Genomic DNA, 15,682 nt, shown 5'->3' on the forward strand with positions numbered 1-15,682 from the left:
TGGAGCGCCTCCAGGGGCCGTCCGCCTGGCGCGTGTAGGTGACGATCTTCGCGTCATCGGCCCCGAAGTTGGGAGAGAAGAACTTGTAGGTGGCCATGAGCTGGTCGCTGCGGCCGGGGGCCTGCATGACCGTCATGACGCCGCCGGGGCCGTCGCAGACGTCCCCCTCGGCGGTCCCGTCGAGCCTGAAGCGCCTGATGGGGCCCTCCTTCTCGGTCGCGACGACGAAGCCGTCGAAGTCGTCGCCATGGAGCATGCCGATCGCATACGGCTTGGCCATGTCGGCCGCTATGACCTTCTTGGTGTACTTCATGGTGCCTCATGTCTCCCTCAGGACTCGTGCTACTTTGAGAACTTCTTGTCCAGCCCGGCCTCGACGAACCTCTCCTCGATCTCCTTGTCGGACAGGACGTTCTTCAGGGGGATGCAGATGACCTTGCCGGAGTCCGCCGCAGACTTGAACATGTTCTCGAAGTTGCGGGGGAAGCATGCGACGTCATACTGCGTCGCCGTGGAGGTGCCCTCGGCAAGCGCACAGTGATGGACCTCGGAGACGTCCATGCCCAGCTTCTTGGCGACGCGCTCTATGGTGAGCTGCATCATGAGCGAGGTGCCGGAGCCGTTGGCGCACGCACACAGAATCTTTGCTGCCATCATTCGTCCTTTCCTTGGGGGCGGCGACCGCGCCGCCGCCCGCTCTCCTACGCTATGGGGCCGACGCCCGGCGAGGTGAGCCGGCCCCACATCTCACAGACAGTCAGACGCACCCCACCCCTACTTGGCGGCGGCCGCGTCTATGGCCTTCCTCTCGGCAGCATCACAATACTCGCAATACCTGTCGTAATCCTCGACCTCGAGGAAGTAGGTGCTGTCGCCGTTCTCGTCCTTGGGGGCAGCCCTGTACTGGAGCTGCGGGATGACGATGAGGATGAGAGCGACGACGGCGACGCCGATCCAGCCGAGGTACCTCATGATGACCGTGAAGACAGGCCAGATGGTTGCCCAGTCGAACATGCCAAGGTAGCCACCGAAGGCGTACATCTGAACCCAGGACGCGATGGCCGCGGAGCCAAAGACCTGCAGCAGACCGCAGATGAACGGCGCGATCAGGCACGCCTTGAGGCCGCCCTTGTTGTTGGCGTACACGCCGAGGACCGCGTTGTCGAAGAACAGGGGGATGAAGCCTGCGACCACCACGACGGGGCTGTGCATGACGAGCAGGGCGCCGATGGCGATGAACTGGCCCACGGCACCGGCCATGAAGCCGAGGGTGACCGCATTGGTGCTGCCGAAGCCAAAGGTGACGGCGCAGTCGACGCCAGGCACGGAGCCCTTGAGGAGCTTGGTGGAGATGCCCTGGAAGGACACGGTCAGCTCGGCGACGAACGTGCGGACGCCGAGCTGGAGGATCGTCAGGTACACGGCGAACTGGAAGCAGTTGTACAGGATGTAGAAGACGAAGTCCTGGCCTGGCTTGAGAGCGGCGCTACCCGTCAGCAGGTAGGCCTTGTCCGTCTGGGCGGCATCAGAGAGCCTGATCAGGAAGTCGGGGCCGATGACGATGAGGATGATGCCGAAGAAGAACGTCATCAACAGGGCCGTGGAGACCATGTTCTCGTTGAAGATCGAGAGCCAGCCCGGCAGCTCGATGTCCTCGAGCTTCCTGTCAAAGGCGGAGGGCTTCCTTGAGGCGCCGGCCTTCTCGAGGCGCTCGCGCCTGGCGGCGTCGCGGCGGCCCAGCCATCCCGCAAACTTGGAAGCAAAGAATATGCCGAACATCTGCTGGTGGCCAATGGCGAAGCCGGCACCCTCGGTAAGCTCCTGGGTCGGGCCGATCGTGAGGTTGGAGCCGACCGCCCAGTACAGGCCCAGCAGGATGGTCATGACGACGAGCGCGGGGACGCTCATGAGGTTGGGGAAGCAGAACATGATGAGCCAGAGCGCGGTCGCCGCCTGTTGCACCTGGACGTTGCCCGTCGTGAAGATGGCGCGCAGCTTGGTCTGCCTCTTGAGGGCCACCAGCAGGATGTTCAGGATGTAGGCAAAGAGCAGCAGCAGCATGTACTGAGAGACGTCGGCACCCTGCAGGAACTGCACGTTCGCAAGCGAGAAGTCCCCGGCCTGCGCCGCCTTCACGCCCGCGTCGACCGCATTGTTGCCAAAGTACGGGTCGATGACCATGGCGCTCAGGCCAAAGCGCTGGCTGAGGCCAACGGTGATGGGTCTGAACGAGTTGACCAGACCGGCCGAACCCACCGAAAGGATCATGTAGCCGACGGAGGCCTTGATGAAGCCCGCCAGGACCTCATACCAGTTCTTCCCAAGCAGCGCATACCCGATGACCACGATGAGGCCGATGATCCAGGCAGGCTGTGACAGGATGGTACTGGAGAACCACGTGACCACAGACATCAGAACGTCCATATCCTCTCCTTACAGAATGAGATGGGGGAGATGATCACTCGTCTCCCACAAGTTTGTCGATCTCGAGCAGCTCCTCAGGGCTCTCGATCTTGGAGAGCTTCTCGACGACCTCCTCGTTGGACATGACGGCCGCAAGGTGCTGCATGTTCGTGAGATGCGAGGCGGCATCGACGTCGCTGAGTGTGAAGAAGATCTGTGCCGTGGTATCGGGGTCGTCCTTGGCCCCAAAGTGCACCGGCTGCTTGACGCGCATGAAGCTGATGGCCTCGCGGTTGGTGCCCACGGCGCCCTCGACCGCATGCGGCATCGCGACACCCGGAATCAGCACGATGTACGGACCGTGCTTCTCGACGTTCCTGATGAGGCAGTCCGCATACACCTCCTCGACGGAGCCATCCGCAACCAGGGGCTTGATGCCCTCGCGGAGCGCGTCGCGCCATGTGAGGGGTCCATCAACGAGGTTGTAGTGCCTCAGCTCGTACAGTTGGCTCAGTAGCATTTCGTTCACCTCCCCCGCTGCGTTCAAAAGGGCAGCTACGGAACCTTGCGTTCCCTCCTGCTGCTATGATAAGACAAGTGTGCGAAATGGTTGCAAATTGTTTTCTATTCGTCTGTTCAAAAAGTACGTTTAGAACTATTATTATATTCGTTCGTTACTATTTAGCCTCCTGCACCAGGAAGGGCAGGGAAAGGCGCACCGCATTCGAGAATGAACGTTCAAAGTCGTATGTTTTGGCTCCGAGGCCGAATGGTATGCTTTTACAGGTGAATGGCCACGGAACGAGAGAAGCGAACAATGTCCTCCCGCACAAGCCTCGTTGACGGTCGACATGCAGAGATCCTGGACTTCCTCAGCGGCAACGGTAGGGTCAAGGTCTCCGAACTTGCCGAACGCTTTGGCGTCTCCCCGCTTACCATGCGTCGCGACCTCGACTTCCTGGGGTCGAAGCGCCTCGTGCGCCGCACGCATGGCTACGCCGAGCTGGTTGACCCGCTAGGCAGCCCCATCAGCTCGACCGCCATCCTCGCCAAGCGCAGCATCGCCGAATATGCGGCGGGTCTCATCGAGGATGGCGACACCGTCTTCATCAACACGAGCTCCACGGCGCTGTTGGCCATCGAGCACATCACGGCCCAGAACGTGACCGTCGTCACCAACAATGGGCGGGCGCTGCAGCTCTCCTCCCCCGCCTCCGTCTCGATCATCCTCACGGGCGGCGAGATCCGCCAGCCCAAGTGGTCGATGTCGGGTGAGTTTGCCCTTGCGAGCATCAATCGCGTCAATGCGGCCAAGGCCATCCTGGGGTGTTCGGGACTTTCGGCGAAGCGCGGGCTCACGACCCTGGTGTCGCACGAGACGAGCATCAACTCGCTCATGCTCGAGCACTCCGACAGGCGCATCATCGTAGCGGACGGCACCAAGATCGGCGTGAACTCCAGCTTCAGGTATGGCAATCCAGAGCAGGTGGACGTGCTCGTCACCGATGGCAGCGCCGATGCGGACGAGATGGCGCTCCTCGAGGCCGCAGGCGTACGCGAGGCACGCTACGCCTGCGGTGAGGGCGTCTAGGCGTATGGGAGCACCTGCGGGACGTCCCCCCCGGCCGCCCCGCAGGTGTCACGGGAGGGTGGGCGCGCTACTGGTCGGCGCCCACGGCCTCCAGGAAACTCTGGAGCTTATCCTTGATCTCCTGCTTGTTCACGATGTCGCGGATGCCCAGGGCATGCGCGACGCCTGCGTGGGCCTCAAGGTCCTCGGCGAGGTCGCTCATGGTGATGACGAGGTCGCCAGCGAAGGAGTCGATGTCGGCGATGGTGCCCGTACGCGTCTCGATCGGGTAGCCCTCCTCGCTGATGACCTGGTCGCACTTTATCTTGAGCATCTGGGAGGATGCGACGCCCGCCCTGCAGCAGACGAGCGCCTGATACGTGTTGGAAGACACTGGTGGCTCCTTTCCATGTCGCGGACGGCGTCCACGACGTCGTGTGCGCTTTCCGCCTCGTCAAGCGCGGCGAGGAAGCTGGGATGTGAGAGCAGCTCCACGAGTGAGGAGAGTACCTCCAGATTCCCCACGGACGTTGGGGCGCTCAAGGGAAAAGATAGCGCACCGGATCGTTGTCCGTGCTACCGAAGGCCACGGGCCCGTCGAGTGTGGTGATGCCGATGGCCTCCCCATGGGCACCGCACTCGGACCGCGCATGGGGAATCGCCACGCGCGGCGTGATGACGATGTAGGGCCCCTGCTCCTCGACACCAGCGATGACGTCATCCACGTAGCCTTGGCTGACCTCCTCTGCGACGCGGAGGGGGCGAATGACCGGCGCACGGCATCGCGCCAGTCCCTGGCGAATACCGCCAGCTGGACGTGGCTGGGCCTCAAGAGGTCGGATGCCATATGCGCCCCCCTCTGGCAGCCCCATCCGGCATCCCGGGTGGGGCGTCGCACCGGCGTCACCTACTCGTCGTTGTCGCCGCCCGTGGATGACATCGCGGCCGCGGAGTTGTCCTGCTGCCCCACGACGTCGCGCCACACCCACTCGGTGAACCGTGGGTGGTCGTAGCCGTGGTCCACCGCGAACTGGAACGCCTCGTCGCGGAAGGCGCGCCAGTCGGCGATCCGCTTGGCATACCTCTCGCCGTCCACCAGCTCCAAGGCGTGCGCGGCGAGCGCCCAGCGATCCATCTCGTTGAGCCGCAGCATGTCGAAGGGCGTGGTCGTGGAGCCCTCCTCCCTATAGCCGTGCACATGGAAGTCGTCGTGGCCGGGACGGTCATAGATCAGGCCATGGATCGTGTGCGCGTAGGCATGGAAGGCGAAGAGCACGGGCACGCCTGTGCCGAACAGCTCCCTGAAGCGCTGGTCACTCACGGCCTGGTCGTTCTCGGCGGCGTTCTGGATGGCGAGCGGCTTGACCACGTTGACGAACCTGACCTTGATCCCCAGGTCCTGGAGGGCGTCGGACGCCGCGAGCAGCTCGAGCGTGGGCACGTCGCCGCAGCAGGCGAGCACGATGTCGGGCGTCTCGCCGGCCGTGACGCTGCCGGCCCACTCCCACTCGGCCACACCCTCCCTGAACTCCTCCTCCGCCTCGCCTATCGAGAGGAACGTGGGTGCCGGCTGCTTGCCCGCGAAGATGGCATTGATGCAGTTGGTCGACTGGTAGGCCGCCTGGCCGCACACGAGCAGCATGTTGGCGTCGCAGGGGTAGTAGATGTTGACCACGTGGTCGTTGTGGAAGTTCTTGTTGAGCAGCAGGTCGACGAAGCCGGGATCCTGGTGGGAGAAGCCGTTGTGGTCCTGGCGCCAGACATGGCTCGTGAGCAGGATGTTGAGGCCGGCGATGGGGGCGCGCCAGGGGATGTGGCGCACGGTGGCCTCGAGCCACTTGGCATGCTGGTTGACCATGGAGTCGATCACATGGATGAACGACTCGTAGGAGCTCCACACGCCATGGCGCCCCGTGAGCACGAAGCCCTCCAGCAGGCCCTCGCACTGATGCTCGGAGAGCTGCTCGATGACGGAGCCCGAGACGGAGAGGTAGGAGTCGTTCTCGGGGTCGGCGCCAAAGCCCGCGTCCCATTGCTTGTCCGTGAGGTGATACACGGACTGCAGGCGGTTGGAGGCCGTCTCGTCGGGACCGAAGACGCGGAACTTGGTGAGGTTGAGCTTCATGACGTCGCGCGTGTAGTCACCAAAGACGCGCGTGGCCTCCGTGGTGCCATAGCCATGACCCCGCTCGTCGACGGGAATCTCGTAGTCGTGGATATCGGGCAACGTGAGGTCATGACGCAGCAGGCCCCCATTGGCGTTGGGGTTGGCCCCCAGGCGCAGGTCCCCCTGGGGCATGAACTCCGTGACCTCGGGGCGCAGGGACCCGCCCTCGTCCCAGAGCTCCTCGGGCCCGTATGACCTGAGCCAGCTGCGCAGCACGCGGAAGTGCTCGTGCGTGTCCTTGGCCGAGACCAGCGGCACCTGGTGGGCGCGCCAGCTCCCCTGCGTCTTCTTGCCGTCGATGTACGTGGGGCACGTCCAGCCCTTGGGCGTCTTGAAGACGATCATGGGGTAGGCCGGGCGCTCGGCGTTGCCGGCAAGCGCGTAGCGCTTGATGTCGCAGATCTCATCGAAGACCCACTCGAGCAGGGCGGCAAAGCGACGGTGGATCGAGAGCTGCGGCTCGTCATCGAAGCCCGCCACGAAGGTATAGGGGTGGTAGCCCATGCCGCGGAAGAACTCGTTGCGCTCCTCGTCGGAGATGCGCGCGAGGATCGTGGGGTTGGCGATCTTGTAGCCATTGAGGTGCAGGACGGGCAGGACGATGCCATCGGTGAGCGGGTTCACGAGCTTGTTGGTCTGCCAGGACGTCGCAAGCGGGCCCGTCTCGGCCTCGCCATCGCCCACGACGGCAAACGCCAGGAGGTCGGGGTTGTTGAGCACGGCGCCATAGGCGTGACTCAGGGTGTAGCCCAGCTCGCCACCCTCGTGGATGGACCCAGGGGTCTCGGGGGCAAAGTGGCTGGGGATGCCGCCGGGGTAGGAGAAGCGGCGGAAGAACCTCTGGAGGCCAGCCTCATCATCCGTGATCTTGGGGTAGCGCTCGCGGTAGGTGCCGTCAAGCAGCGCCTGGCTGGTACCCGCCGGCCCACCATGCCCCGGCCCCATGAAGAACACGACGCTCTGGCCATGGTCGTGGATGAAGCGGTTGACATGGCCCATCAGGAAGTTGATGCCGGGCGTGGTGCCCCAGTGCCCCACGAGGCGGTGCTTCACGTCCTCGCGACCGAAGGGCCGTACCTGGCCTGTCCCCTCATCCGTGAAGTCATCGCGCATGAGCGGGTTGCTCCGCAGGTAGATCTGCCCAATCGACAGGTAGTTGGCCGCGCGCCAGTACCTGTCGACCCAGGCGACCTCCTCCTCGGGAACGGGGGCGTCGACCTTCCTCCAAGGGGTACCCAAGTCTTCTGCCATGCCTCTCTCCTATCACCGTGGGCACCGGCCCCATGCTGGTACCCAGAAATGCCTTCTTGGTCGAAGGGGGCGCATGCGGACAGACGGAAGCGTCTTTCCAATGTGTACGTCAGTACACTTTAATCGATAAAAACATACAGATCTCCCATTCATCTCAAAAGTTTGGAAGGCGCATGGCACGGACGGGGGTCCGTCGCCTATGTGTCGAGCCCATGGAACCCCTCCCCGAAGGCCTCGTGCACCTCGGAGACCACGACGATGGCGTCGGGGTCGATGTCGGCCACGAGCTCCTTGAGACGGGCCGTCTCGGATCGGCCCAGGACCACCATGAGCACTGGCCGGCGGCTGCCGCTCCACACGCCACGCGCCTGGAGCTCCGTGCAGCCGCGGTCGAGCTTGTAGAGGATGGCTTTGGCGATCTCGGCGTGCCGCTCCGAGATGATGTGGCACATGCGCGCCGTCAGCGGACCCTCCACTACCGTGTCCACCACACGGCCGGCCACAAAGAGGGCAACGCCTGCATAGAGGGCGTTGGTGAGCGAGAACACGGGAATGGACACCAGCATGATGGCGCCATCGACGATCATGGTGAGGGCGCCGAGCGATATGCCCGTCCTGCGCGCGACCAGCTGGCACACGATGTCGGTGCCGCCCGTGTTGCCACCGCTCAAGAACACGATGCCAAGGCCCACGCCCACGATGACGCCACCCCAGATGGCGGAGATGAGCAGCTGTCCCTGGGTGGGAAGGGGCACCACGGGCGCCAGGGCGTCCGTGAGGAAGCCCGAGGCGAGGATCCCCAGCACGCTCTGGGCGACATAGCTCACATCGCGCGTGGAGACGTACACATAGAGCAGGAGCACCGCATTCATGGCGATGGTCTGGATGCCCACCGGCAACGTTATGCCCACCTGGGCAGCAGCCGCGGACGTGATGGTGGCAAGGCCCGTGAGCCCGCCCGCGGCAAGGCCGTTGGGAATCTCGAACATGTCGACGCCCAGGGCGAACACGAAGGATCCCGCGAGTATGAGGAAGACCCTGCGCGCAAGCGAGCGCGCCCCAACCCTAGGCATCGTCGTGCTCCCCCACCGCCCAGCGATGGTATCCCACGATGAACCTGTCGAGGTCACCACCGGAGAGCACGGAGTCGACGTTGCCCGTCTCCACGCCCGTCCGCAGGTCCTTGACCAGCTGGTAGGGATAGAGCACGTAGCTCCTTATCTGGTTGCCGAAGCCGATGTCGTGCTTGGGCCCGCGCAGCTCGTCAAGCTCCGCCTCGCGCCTGGCGAGCTCCTGCTCAAAGAGGCGGCTGCGCAGGATGCTCATCGCAAAGGCCTTGTTCTGGAGCTGGCTCCGCTCGTTCTGGCAGGTGACCACGGTACCCGTGGGAAGATGCGTGATGCGCACGGCGGAATCGGTGGTGTTGACGCCCTGCCCCCCGTGCCCGGTGGCATGGAAGACGTCGACGCGCAGGTCCTTGGGGTCGATGTCCACCTGTACGTCATCGGGGAGCACGGGGAGCACCTCCACGCCCGCAAACGTGGTCTGTCGCCGCTTCTTGAGGTCCGTGGGGGAGATGCGCACCAGGCGGTGCACGCCCCGCTCGCCACGCAGCATGCCGTAGGCGTTCTTGCCCGAGACGGTGAAGGTGGCACGGTCGAGGCCGATGACCTCGGCGACCGGCGCGTCGTTGACCGTGACCTTCCACCCCCGGCGGTCGCAGTAGGCCAGGTACATGTGGAAGAGCATCCCGCACCAGTCCTGGGCCTCGAGGCCCCCCTGCCCCGGCGTGATGGTCACGATGGCGTCGCCATGATCGAACTCGTCGGTAAACCAACTGGCAAGCTCAAGGTCGGAGAGGTCGTCCTCCAGACGCCTCATCTGCCGTGCCGCCTCGTCGAGCAGGGAGTCGTCACCCGCCTCCTGTGCCAGCTCGAACGCCGCCTGCACGTCCTCCAGGCCCGCACGTGCTGCCTCGATGCGGGCGATGTCCTCCCTGGCCTGGGTGAGCTCGCCCATCGCCTTGCTCGCGCTGGCGGCATCGTTCCAGAAGTCCGGGCGCGCACTCTGTGCCTCGAGCTCCCTCACGCGCACGCGCCTCTCGTCGAGGTGGAGGTAGCCTTCCACCCGGTCGATACGCTCGCGCATCCCCTCGATGCGAGCCTCGCTGACCTCTTCCATCTAGCGGTTCCTACCGTGACAGTTCTTGAACTTCTTGCCACTGCCACAGGGGCAGGGGTCGTTGCGTCCGACGTTGGCATAGGGGTCGGGGTCATCGGCCTTGCGGTAGGTCTTCGGCTTGGACGTGGCGGGGGCGGCCTCGGAGCCTCGCCGACCGCCAGCGGCTCCGCGTGAGGCCGGCAGGGAGCCCTGGTCGCCATCGACATCGGCGGGGCCCGAGAACCTCGCACCACGCAGGCCGCCGTCCTCGGACGCGTCCATCTGTGCCTGCACCTGGGGGGCGAGCTCGATGCGCAGGATCGTGCGCAGGAAGTCCTCGTACATGGTGTTCACAAGCTCGGTAAAGGCGGCGTAGGCCTCGGTCTTGTACTCCACGAGCGGGTCGCGCTGGCCAAATCCCCGAAGGCCAATGCCCGTCTTGAGATAGTCCATCTCCTGCAGGTAGGTCATCCACCGCGTGTCGATCACGCGAAGCATCACCTGGGCGGAGAGGGCCTGCATGATCTCGTCGGAGAGGCGTTCGGACTTCTCGCGGTAGCAGGTGCTCACGTAGTCCGTGAAGCGCTCGATGAGGCGTGCCGTGTCCTCGTCGTCGTGCACCTCGGGCACATCGTCCCTGCCCGTGAGCTCGCGCATCCACTTCCGCAGGCCCGTGACGTCCCAGTCCTCCTCGGGGTCTGCACCCTCGGGGCAGAACTCCTGCACACGGCGGCCAACGGTGTCGGCGAGCACCTCTATCACATGGGCGACGAGATCCTTGCCGTCCAGGATCTTGTTGCGCTCCTCATAGATGACCTGGCGCTGCTTGTTCATGACGTCGTCGTAATCGAGCACGTTCTTGCGCATGGAGAAGTTTATCTCCTCCACCTTGCGCTGTGCGCCCTCGACCGCCCTGGTGACCATCTTCGCCTGGATGGGCACATCCTCGGGCATGTCATAGCGGGACATCATGGCCGCGATCCTGTCCATGCGGTCTCCGCCGAACAGACGCATGAGGTCATCGTCGAGTGCGAGGTAGAACTGGGTCTCGCCAGGATCGCCCTGACGCCCGGAGCGGCCGCGCAGCTGATTGTCGATGCGTCGCGACTCATGGCGCTCGGTGCCCAGCACGCAGAGGCCACCCACCTCGATCACGTGCTCACGCTCCTCGGCACAGATCCCCTGAGCCTCGTCCAGCGCGGCCTCGTACTCCTCCTCGCTGGGCTCCAGGGGCTCCTCGCCCTCGGCCTCCGGTGCATAGTAGCCTTGCTCGCGCAGGTGCTCGCGCGCGAGCTCCTCAGGGTTGCCCCCCAGAAGGATGTCCGTGCCACGACCGGCCATGTTGGTGGCAATGGTGACGGCGCCCTCACGACCGGCCTGCGCCACGATCTGCGCCTCGCGCTCATGGTGCTTGGCATTGAGGACCTCGTGGGCGATGCCCCGCTTGTCGAGGATGCGCGAGAGCCTCTCGGAACTCTCGATGGAGACCGTCCCAACCAGACAGGGCTGACCGTTCTCGTGACGCTCCTCGACGTCGTCCGCCACGGCATCGAACTTGGCACCGACATTCTGATACACGAGGTCGTCGTGATCGACGCGGATGATGGGCCTGTTGGGAGGGATCACCTGCACCGGCAGGTCATAGATCTCCCGGAACTCGGCATCCTCGGTCATGGCGGTGCCCGTCATGCCGGCGAGCTTCTCGTACAGGCGGAAGTAGTTCTGCAGCGTGATCGTGGCAAGCGTCTGGTTCTCCTCGCGAATGTAGACGCCTTCCTTGGCCTCGATGGCCTGGTGCAGGCCTTCGGAGTAGCGCCTGCCCTCCATGGCGCGCCCCGTGAACTCGTCGACGATCTTCACCTCGCCATCGACGACCATGTACTGCTGGTCGCGATGGAACATGTACTGCGCCTTGAGCGCCTGCTGCAGGTGGTTGACGAGCTGGCCGGACGGATCGGAGTAGATGTCGTCGATGCCCACCCTGCGCTCTATCTTGCGCAGTCCCACCTCCGTGGCGGCGATGGTGTGCTTGGCCTCGTCCAGCTCGTAGTCGACATCGGCCGTAAGGCCGCGCACGGCACGCGCGAAGTCCTTGTAGGTGCTTGCCGACTTGGTGCCGGCACCAGAGATGATGAGGGGGGTGCGTGCCTCGTCGATGAGGATGGAGTCCACCTCATCGACGATGGCATAGTGATGCCCACGCTGGACGCGCATGTCCGCTTGGGTGACCATGTTATCGCGCAGGTAGTCGAAGCCAAACTCGGAGTTGGTCCCATACGTGACGTCCGCCTCATAGGCAGGCCTCTTGAGGTCGGGCCTCATACCGTTCTGGATGAGGCCGACCGACATGCCCAGGAACTCATAGATGCCACCCATCCATTCGCTGTCGCGCTTGGCCAGGTAGTCGTTGACCGTCACGATATGCACGCCATCACCTGGAATGGCGTTGAGGTACCCGGCCAGCGTGGAGACGAGCGTCTTTCCCTCGCCCGTGCGCATCTCGGCGATCATGCCCTTGTGCAGCGTGATGCCACCGATGAGCTGCACGTCGAAGTGGCGCATGCCCAGCGTGCGCTCGGAGGCCTCACGCACCGTGGCAAAGGCCTCGGGCAACAGGTCGTCGAGCGTCTCGCCGTTCCGATAGCGCTCCCGGAGCTCCCCCGTCATGGACCTCAGCTCGTCGTCGCTCATGTCCCCAAACTCATCGGAGAGATCGTTGATCTGATCGACCGTCTGCTGGAACTCCCGAAGCTGCCTGTCGGCACCACGAGAGAGAAGGCGTGTGAAGAGATTGGCCATAGGACGTCCTTTTTTTGCCTCTCGAGGAGGGCCCGTTCCGCCGAACGGGCCACACGCGTATTCCTCGATACTTTATCAATTGGCTTTGGTCTATCCCCTGTACGTCCGCCCTGCCATGAAAACAGCATGTGCTGACCTGAGCCCTCGCCACCGTGCGCCTATGCCTCGAGCGCGTCATCGAACGCCTGGTCCAACATCTTGGAGGCCCTGCGCGTGCCACGGGCGGTCTGTCGCCGATAGGCATCGCGCAGGGCCTCGATCTCCTTGGCCCTGCCCAGCTGCGTGAGGGATGCCACCAGGCAGAGGGCGGCGTCCTCGCGCTGGGGCTCGCCGCCGAGGGCCTCGCGAGACAGCTGCGAGGCGAGATAGGGCCTGCCCTGTCTGAGGGCCGCCCGGCCCCCAGCCGAGAGCGCGCTCACGAGCAGCTCCTTGAGACGATGCGTCCTTCTGCGGGCGATGCCCGTCACGTCATCGAACGCGACAGCGGGTCCGGCGCCGTAGGAGCGCCGCGCGTTGCAGCTGTGTGCAACCGCGCCCCGGTCATCTCCGTCACCCGATATGGAGAGCACGGCCTCTTCCTCGAATTCGTCCACATCGCAGACGACGCAGCACCGGTTGAGGCAGATGGTCCCCTCCGACCTGCTGCTCACAATGGGCTCGAGGCCATCCCGTACGGTTCGCACCGCCCTGCGCACGACGGATATGGACTCGTACAGCCTCTGACGACCCTTCACATAGTCGATGTCACCCCAGATGGCAAGCAAGGCGTCCCGTTTTCGTACCTTGTGCCCCTTGGCAAGCGAAAGGAGCACCAGCAGTTCGCGGGCATGGCGGGCATTGAGCCTGTTCGGATTCACGGGGACGCCGTCGACCTCGAGTGCAAAGCCGCCAAGGATCCTGATGTGGATGTGCCCGTCCTCGTACGCGGCGGCAGGTTCGCCATCGAGCCTCATGATGGCATGGTCAGAGGGAGTCGGTGCCTCGGGCTTCTCGGCTACGGATCCTGGGGGCCCCGGGGCCGGCTGCGGCGGATGCGGCCTGTCTCCCAGGACGAGCGACCAGGCGGGTGGCAGGGCGTCGTAGAGAAGGCCACCGCCCCTTCCCGAGCAGCCAACCGCAACGTCGAGCGCCCAGACCAGCTCGTGGGGCAGCTGCGATCGATCCAGCTCCTTCAGGCATACGTCGCCCATGTCCATCCCATCCGCGACGCCTAGCAGGCAATGGGTCAGATCGAGCAGCGGGGACGTCCTCGCTCGGGCGTTCCCTTCCACCTCTCCGGCGAGCCATGCGGATAGGGCGCGAGGCGCCTCGCCAAGCTGCAGGCGTGCGGCAACGTCGACGAGCGTCGCCACGTCCTCGAGAAAAGCGACGCACATGCGACGGGCGAGGGTGCGGGCCCGCTCCGCACGCACATGGGCGCGCGCGGGCTTTGCCGACCGCGCATCGGCAATCGCCGCCACGCAGAGCAGGCACGCCTCCGCCAGGACGTCCTGGCAGACGCTCGAGCACGAGATGAGTCGCTCTGCCTGGGGCAGCCGCTCGGCCCCCTTGTAGAGCACCGCAAACGAGTCACCGATGGCGTCGGCGTAGCACCCCAACCGACCCGGCGAGACGTCATGCACGACACGCTCCGCGCGGCGCACGTCACGCAGGGCGTTCGCATCCTCGGCCCCCACGGCAAACCGCTCCGCAATGCAGAAGTCCAGGCACAGGAGCGCACCGCACAAAGTGTCGACGCTTCGGCGCTGCACGTTGTTCAATAGGAGGGCGTAGGTGTCACGGAAGCGGCCGTCAAACAGATAGGCAAGGACCTTTCGATGGATGGCCAGGGAGCGCACCCGATGGTCGGGCGGCGCCTTGGACACCAGGCGACGGGACCTCCTGCTCTTGGCCCATACGTCCCTGCAGGCGCCCAGCGCCTCCACCAGGTCGAGCGCCTCCGTCTGCCGCGCGCTGAGCCCCGTCAGGTCGCACAGGCGCTCGCGCCCCGCCGCGGCCATCTCAAAGTGGTCACACAGCTCGCGCAGTGCCTGGTCAACGAGCACGCTGTCCACGTCTTGGTCCCGCCCCGCCTCGACGGAGATGCGCAGCGCCCTGCCGAGGGCGTCGGCCCTTCCCGCCATGAGGAACTCGATGCCCCATGCCTGCCCTATCTCGCACAGCTCCGCCTCATCGGAAAGGATGGCCGTGAGGAGCTCCGCACGCGCAAGCCTACCCTGCGCGCAGAGCGCGCGAACCACGGCGCCCAAAAGATGCTCCCGCGACGCGCACAGCGGCCTCAGCGAGGGAATGCAGAACGCCATCACCTCGTCCTCCCTGCATCCCGCAACGGCAAAGGACTCCCGCAGGGGGTCGATGCCCAAAAGGGGGCACGTGTCATGAAGCCACTGCAGCGCCTCGTCGTCCAGTCGCGGCAGGACCATCGCAAGGTCATCGTAGGTACCCGTGCCCAGGAGCACCATGACGAGCCGCAGCGAGAGCTCCTCGTCGATCAGCGTGTCACGGAGGCATCCCCTGACGACATCGCACACGGCCGATGCGTATTTCCCCGGGCATGAGCCCCGCCCAAATCGGCCCTCCCAGGCAAGGTCATCAAAGGTCAGGGCATCCAGAAGGCGCGGAATCCCATACGTGAGCCCCGACCCATACTCATAGTCGGATGCGGCGAGTCCCATCAGGTCATGGCAGTCGAGGTGAATGGCCTCGCGAAGCGCCTCGTAGAGGTCGAGCGCCTCGGGCCTCATGCACGCCATGACCAGACAACCGGCAGTCGTCATCTTGCGCAGGGCGCGCGCCTCTCGCGCGACATCGGCCTCGGAGAGGCTGCCCGACAGGGTCACGCCGACGGCAACCCTCGGCCCGCGCTGGCGCAAGCCAACCACCTCGCGAGAGAGGCGCGTCAGGCGCATGGCGGCACCTTCCTCTCTGCCCGGACCCAGCTCCACGCGCCTGATCGTCGCCCCAGCCTGAGCTTCGAGGAGAAGGACGGAGTCCATCAACGCCGTCTTCTGGAACCCCGGCTCGGCACACACGACGATGAGGCGCGGCTCCTCACCATGCTTCTGGTCGCGCGCGAACCGTGACGCCGAGGCAAGCACGCCGCTCTTCTGTGGAACCAATGCCGTGCCCCGCCCCTGTGACGCAATCGAACGTATCGGATGTGCCATACCCCATCGCCTCCTCACCCATGCCAGCGGCTGGCATGGAACTGCACTGTGCGAACACGTAAGGAACCTATTTATAGACTCGCTTTTATGTCATTGAATTTAAACTGCCGAAAGAACGGCAAGCGGCACCTTAACTAGCACGAGGCGAAGGGCGACAGACGTTAG

At 64.7% G+C, this 15,682-nt stretch carries 11 protein-coding genes and 1 pseudogene; 1 reads left to right on the forward strand and 11 read right to left on the reverse strand.

Going from position 1 to position 15,682, the window contains the following annotated elements:
- From HMPREF1316_RS01425 to HMPREF1316_RS01440, 4 genes and pseudogenes are all read right to left on the reverse strand, one after another.
- Positions 1-313: pseudogene (locus HMPREF1316_RS01425) on the reverse strand (hypothetical protein); the annotation flags it as partial.
- Between the two features lie 29 nt (positions 314-342).
- Entirely contained in the window at positions 343-654 is a 312-nt protein-coding gene (locus HMPREF1316_RS01430; protein ID WP_040650826.1) for a PTS sugar transporter subunit IIB, read from the reverse strand.
- 120 nt (positions 655-774) lie between these two features.
- Positions 775-2,424 (reverse strand): PTS ascorbate transporter subunit IIC, encoded by a 1,650-nt coding sequence (locus HMPREF1316_RS01435; protein ID WP_021725114.1) that lies wholly within the window; start codon positions 2,422-2,424, stop codon positions 775-777.
- 34 nt (positions 2,425-2,458) lie between these two features.
- Positions 2,459-2,923, reverse strand: coding sequence for a PTS sugar transporter subunit IIA (locus HMPREF1316_RS01440; RefSeq protein WP_021725141.1), 465 nt, complete (start codon positions 2,921-2,923; stop codon positions 2,459-2,461).
- A 297-nt stretch (positions 2,924-3,220) separates the two neighbouring features.
- Here HMPREF1316_RS01440 and HMPREF1316_RS01445 point away from each other — a divergent pair, with 297 nt between their 5' ends.
- Positions 3,221-3,994, forward strand: a complete 774-nt coding sequence (locus tag HMPREF1316_RS01445) for a DeoR/GlpR family DNA-binding transcription regulator (RefSeq protein ID WP_021725149.1) — start codon at positions 3,221-3,223, stop codon at positions 3,992-3,994.
- 67 nt (positions 3,995-4,061) lie between these two features.
- Here the strand turns inward: HMPREF1316_RS01445 and HMPREF1316_RS01450 are convergent, their stop codons facing one another.
- The 7 genes from HMPREF1316_RS01450 to HMPREF1316_RS01480 all read right to left on the reverse strand — a co-directional run bounded on the left by HMPREF1316_RS01450 (position 4,062) and on the right by HMPREF1316_RS01480 (position 15,517).
- Positions 4,062-4,367 carry a PTS sugar transporter subunit IIB gene (locus HMPREF1316_RS01450; RefSeq protein ID WP_021725129.1) on the reverse strand — a complete coding sequence of 102 codons (306 nt, stop codon included), beginning with the start codon at positions 4,365-4,367 and terminating at the stop codon, positions 4,062-4,064.
- 145 nt (positions 4,368-4,512) lie between these two features.
- The gene (locus HMPREF1316_RS14230; RefSeq protein ID WP_051332867.1) at positions 4,513-4,698 is read right to left on the reverse strand and encodes a PTS sugar transporter subunit IIA; all 186 of its coding nucleotides are present in this window, start codon (positions 4,696-4,698) and stop codon (positions 4,513-4,515) included.
- Positions 4,699-4,880: 182 nt separating this feature from the next.
- Entirely contained in the window at positions 4,881-7,391 is a 2,511-nt protein-coding gene (locus HMPREF1316_RS01460) for a phosphoketolase family protein (protein WP_021725123.1), read from the reverse strand.
- A gap of 197 nt (positions 7,392-7,588) precedes the next feature.
- Positions 7,589-8,464 (reverse strand): YitT family protein, encoded by an 876-nt coding sequence (locus HMPREF1316_RS01465; RefSeq protein ID WP_021725166.1) that lies wholly within the window; start codon positions 8,462-8,464, stop codon positions 7,589-7,591.
- Positions 8,457-9,572, reverse strand: a complete 1,116-nt coding sequence (prfB, locus tag HMPREF1316_RS01470; RefSeq protein ID WP_021725126.1) for a peptide chain release factor 2 — start codon at positions 9,570-9,572, stop codon at positions 8,457-8,459. The genes HMPREF1316_RS01465 and prfB overlap by 8 nt, the downstream gene beginning before the upstream one ends.
- Positions 9,573-12,350, reverse strand: coding sequence for a preprotein translocase subunit SecA (secA, locus tag HMPREF1316_RS01475; protein WP_021725163.1), 2,778 nt, complete (start codon positions 12,348-12,350; stop codon positions 9,573-9,575).
- A gap of 158 nt (positions 12,351-12,508) precedes the next feature.
- The gene (locus HMPREF1316_RS01480) at positions 12,509-15,517 is read right to left on the reverse strand and encodes a bacterial transcriptional activator domain-containing protein (protein ID WP_021725121.1); all 3,009 of its coding nucleotides are present in this window, start codon (positions 15,515-15,517) and stop codon (positions 12,509-12,511) included.
- Between the last annotated feature and the right edge of the window lie 165 nt (positions 15,518-15,682).

The sequence above is a fragment of the Olsenella profusa F0195 genome, from assembly GCF_000468755.1.
Classification (GTDB): Bacteria; Actinomycetota; Coriobacteriia; order Coriobacteriales; family Atopobiaceae; genus Olsenella_F; species Olsenella_F profusa.

Bases quoted from the DNA above. Each gene is read 5' to 3' on its own strand.
- HMPREF1316_RS01445 (WP_021725149.1), top strand. From the start codon at position 3,221: ATGTCCTCCCGCACAAGCCTCGTTGACGGTCGACATGCAGAGATCCTG.
- HMPREF1316_RS01465 (WP_021725166.1), bottom strand. From the start codon at position 8,464: ATGCCTAGGGTTGGGGCGCGCTCGCTTGCGCGCAGGGTCTTCCTCATA.
- HMPREF1316_RS01460 (WP_021725123.1), bottom strand. From the start codon at position 7,391: ATGGCAGAAGACTTGGGTACCCCTTGGAGGAAGGTCGACGCCCCCGTT.
- HMPREF1316_RS01440 (WP_021725141.1), bottom strand. From the start codon at position 2,923: ATGCTACTGAGCCAACTGTACGAGCTGAGGCACTACAACCTCGTTGAT.
- HMPREF1316_RS01430 (WP_040650826.1), bottom strand. From the start codon at position 654: ATGGCAGCAAAGATTCTGTGTGCGTGCGCCAACGGCTCCGGCACCTCG.
- HMPREF1316_RS01435 (WP_021725114.1), bottom strand. From the start codon at position 2,424: ATGGACGTTCTGATGTCTGTGGTCACGTGGTTCTCCAGTACCATCCTG.
- prfB (WP_021725126.1), bottom strand. From the start codon at position 9,572: ATGGAAGAGGTCAGCGAGGCTCGCATCGAGGGGATGCGCGAGCGTATC.
- secA (WP_021725163.1), bottom strand. From the start codon at position 12,350: ATGGCCAATCTCTTCACACGCCTTCTCTCTCGTGGTGCCGACAGGCAG.
- HMPREF1316_RS01480 (WP_021725121.1), bottom strand. From the start codon at position 15,517: ATGGCACATCCGATACGTTCGATTGCGTCACAGGGGCGGGGCACGGCA.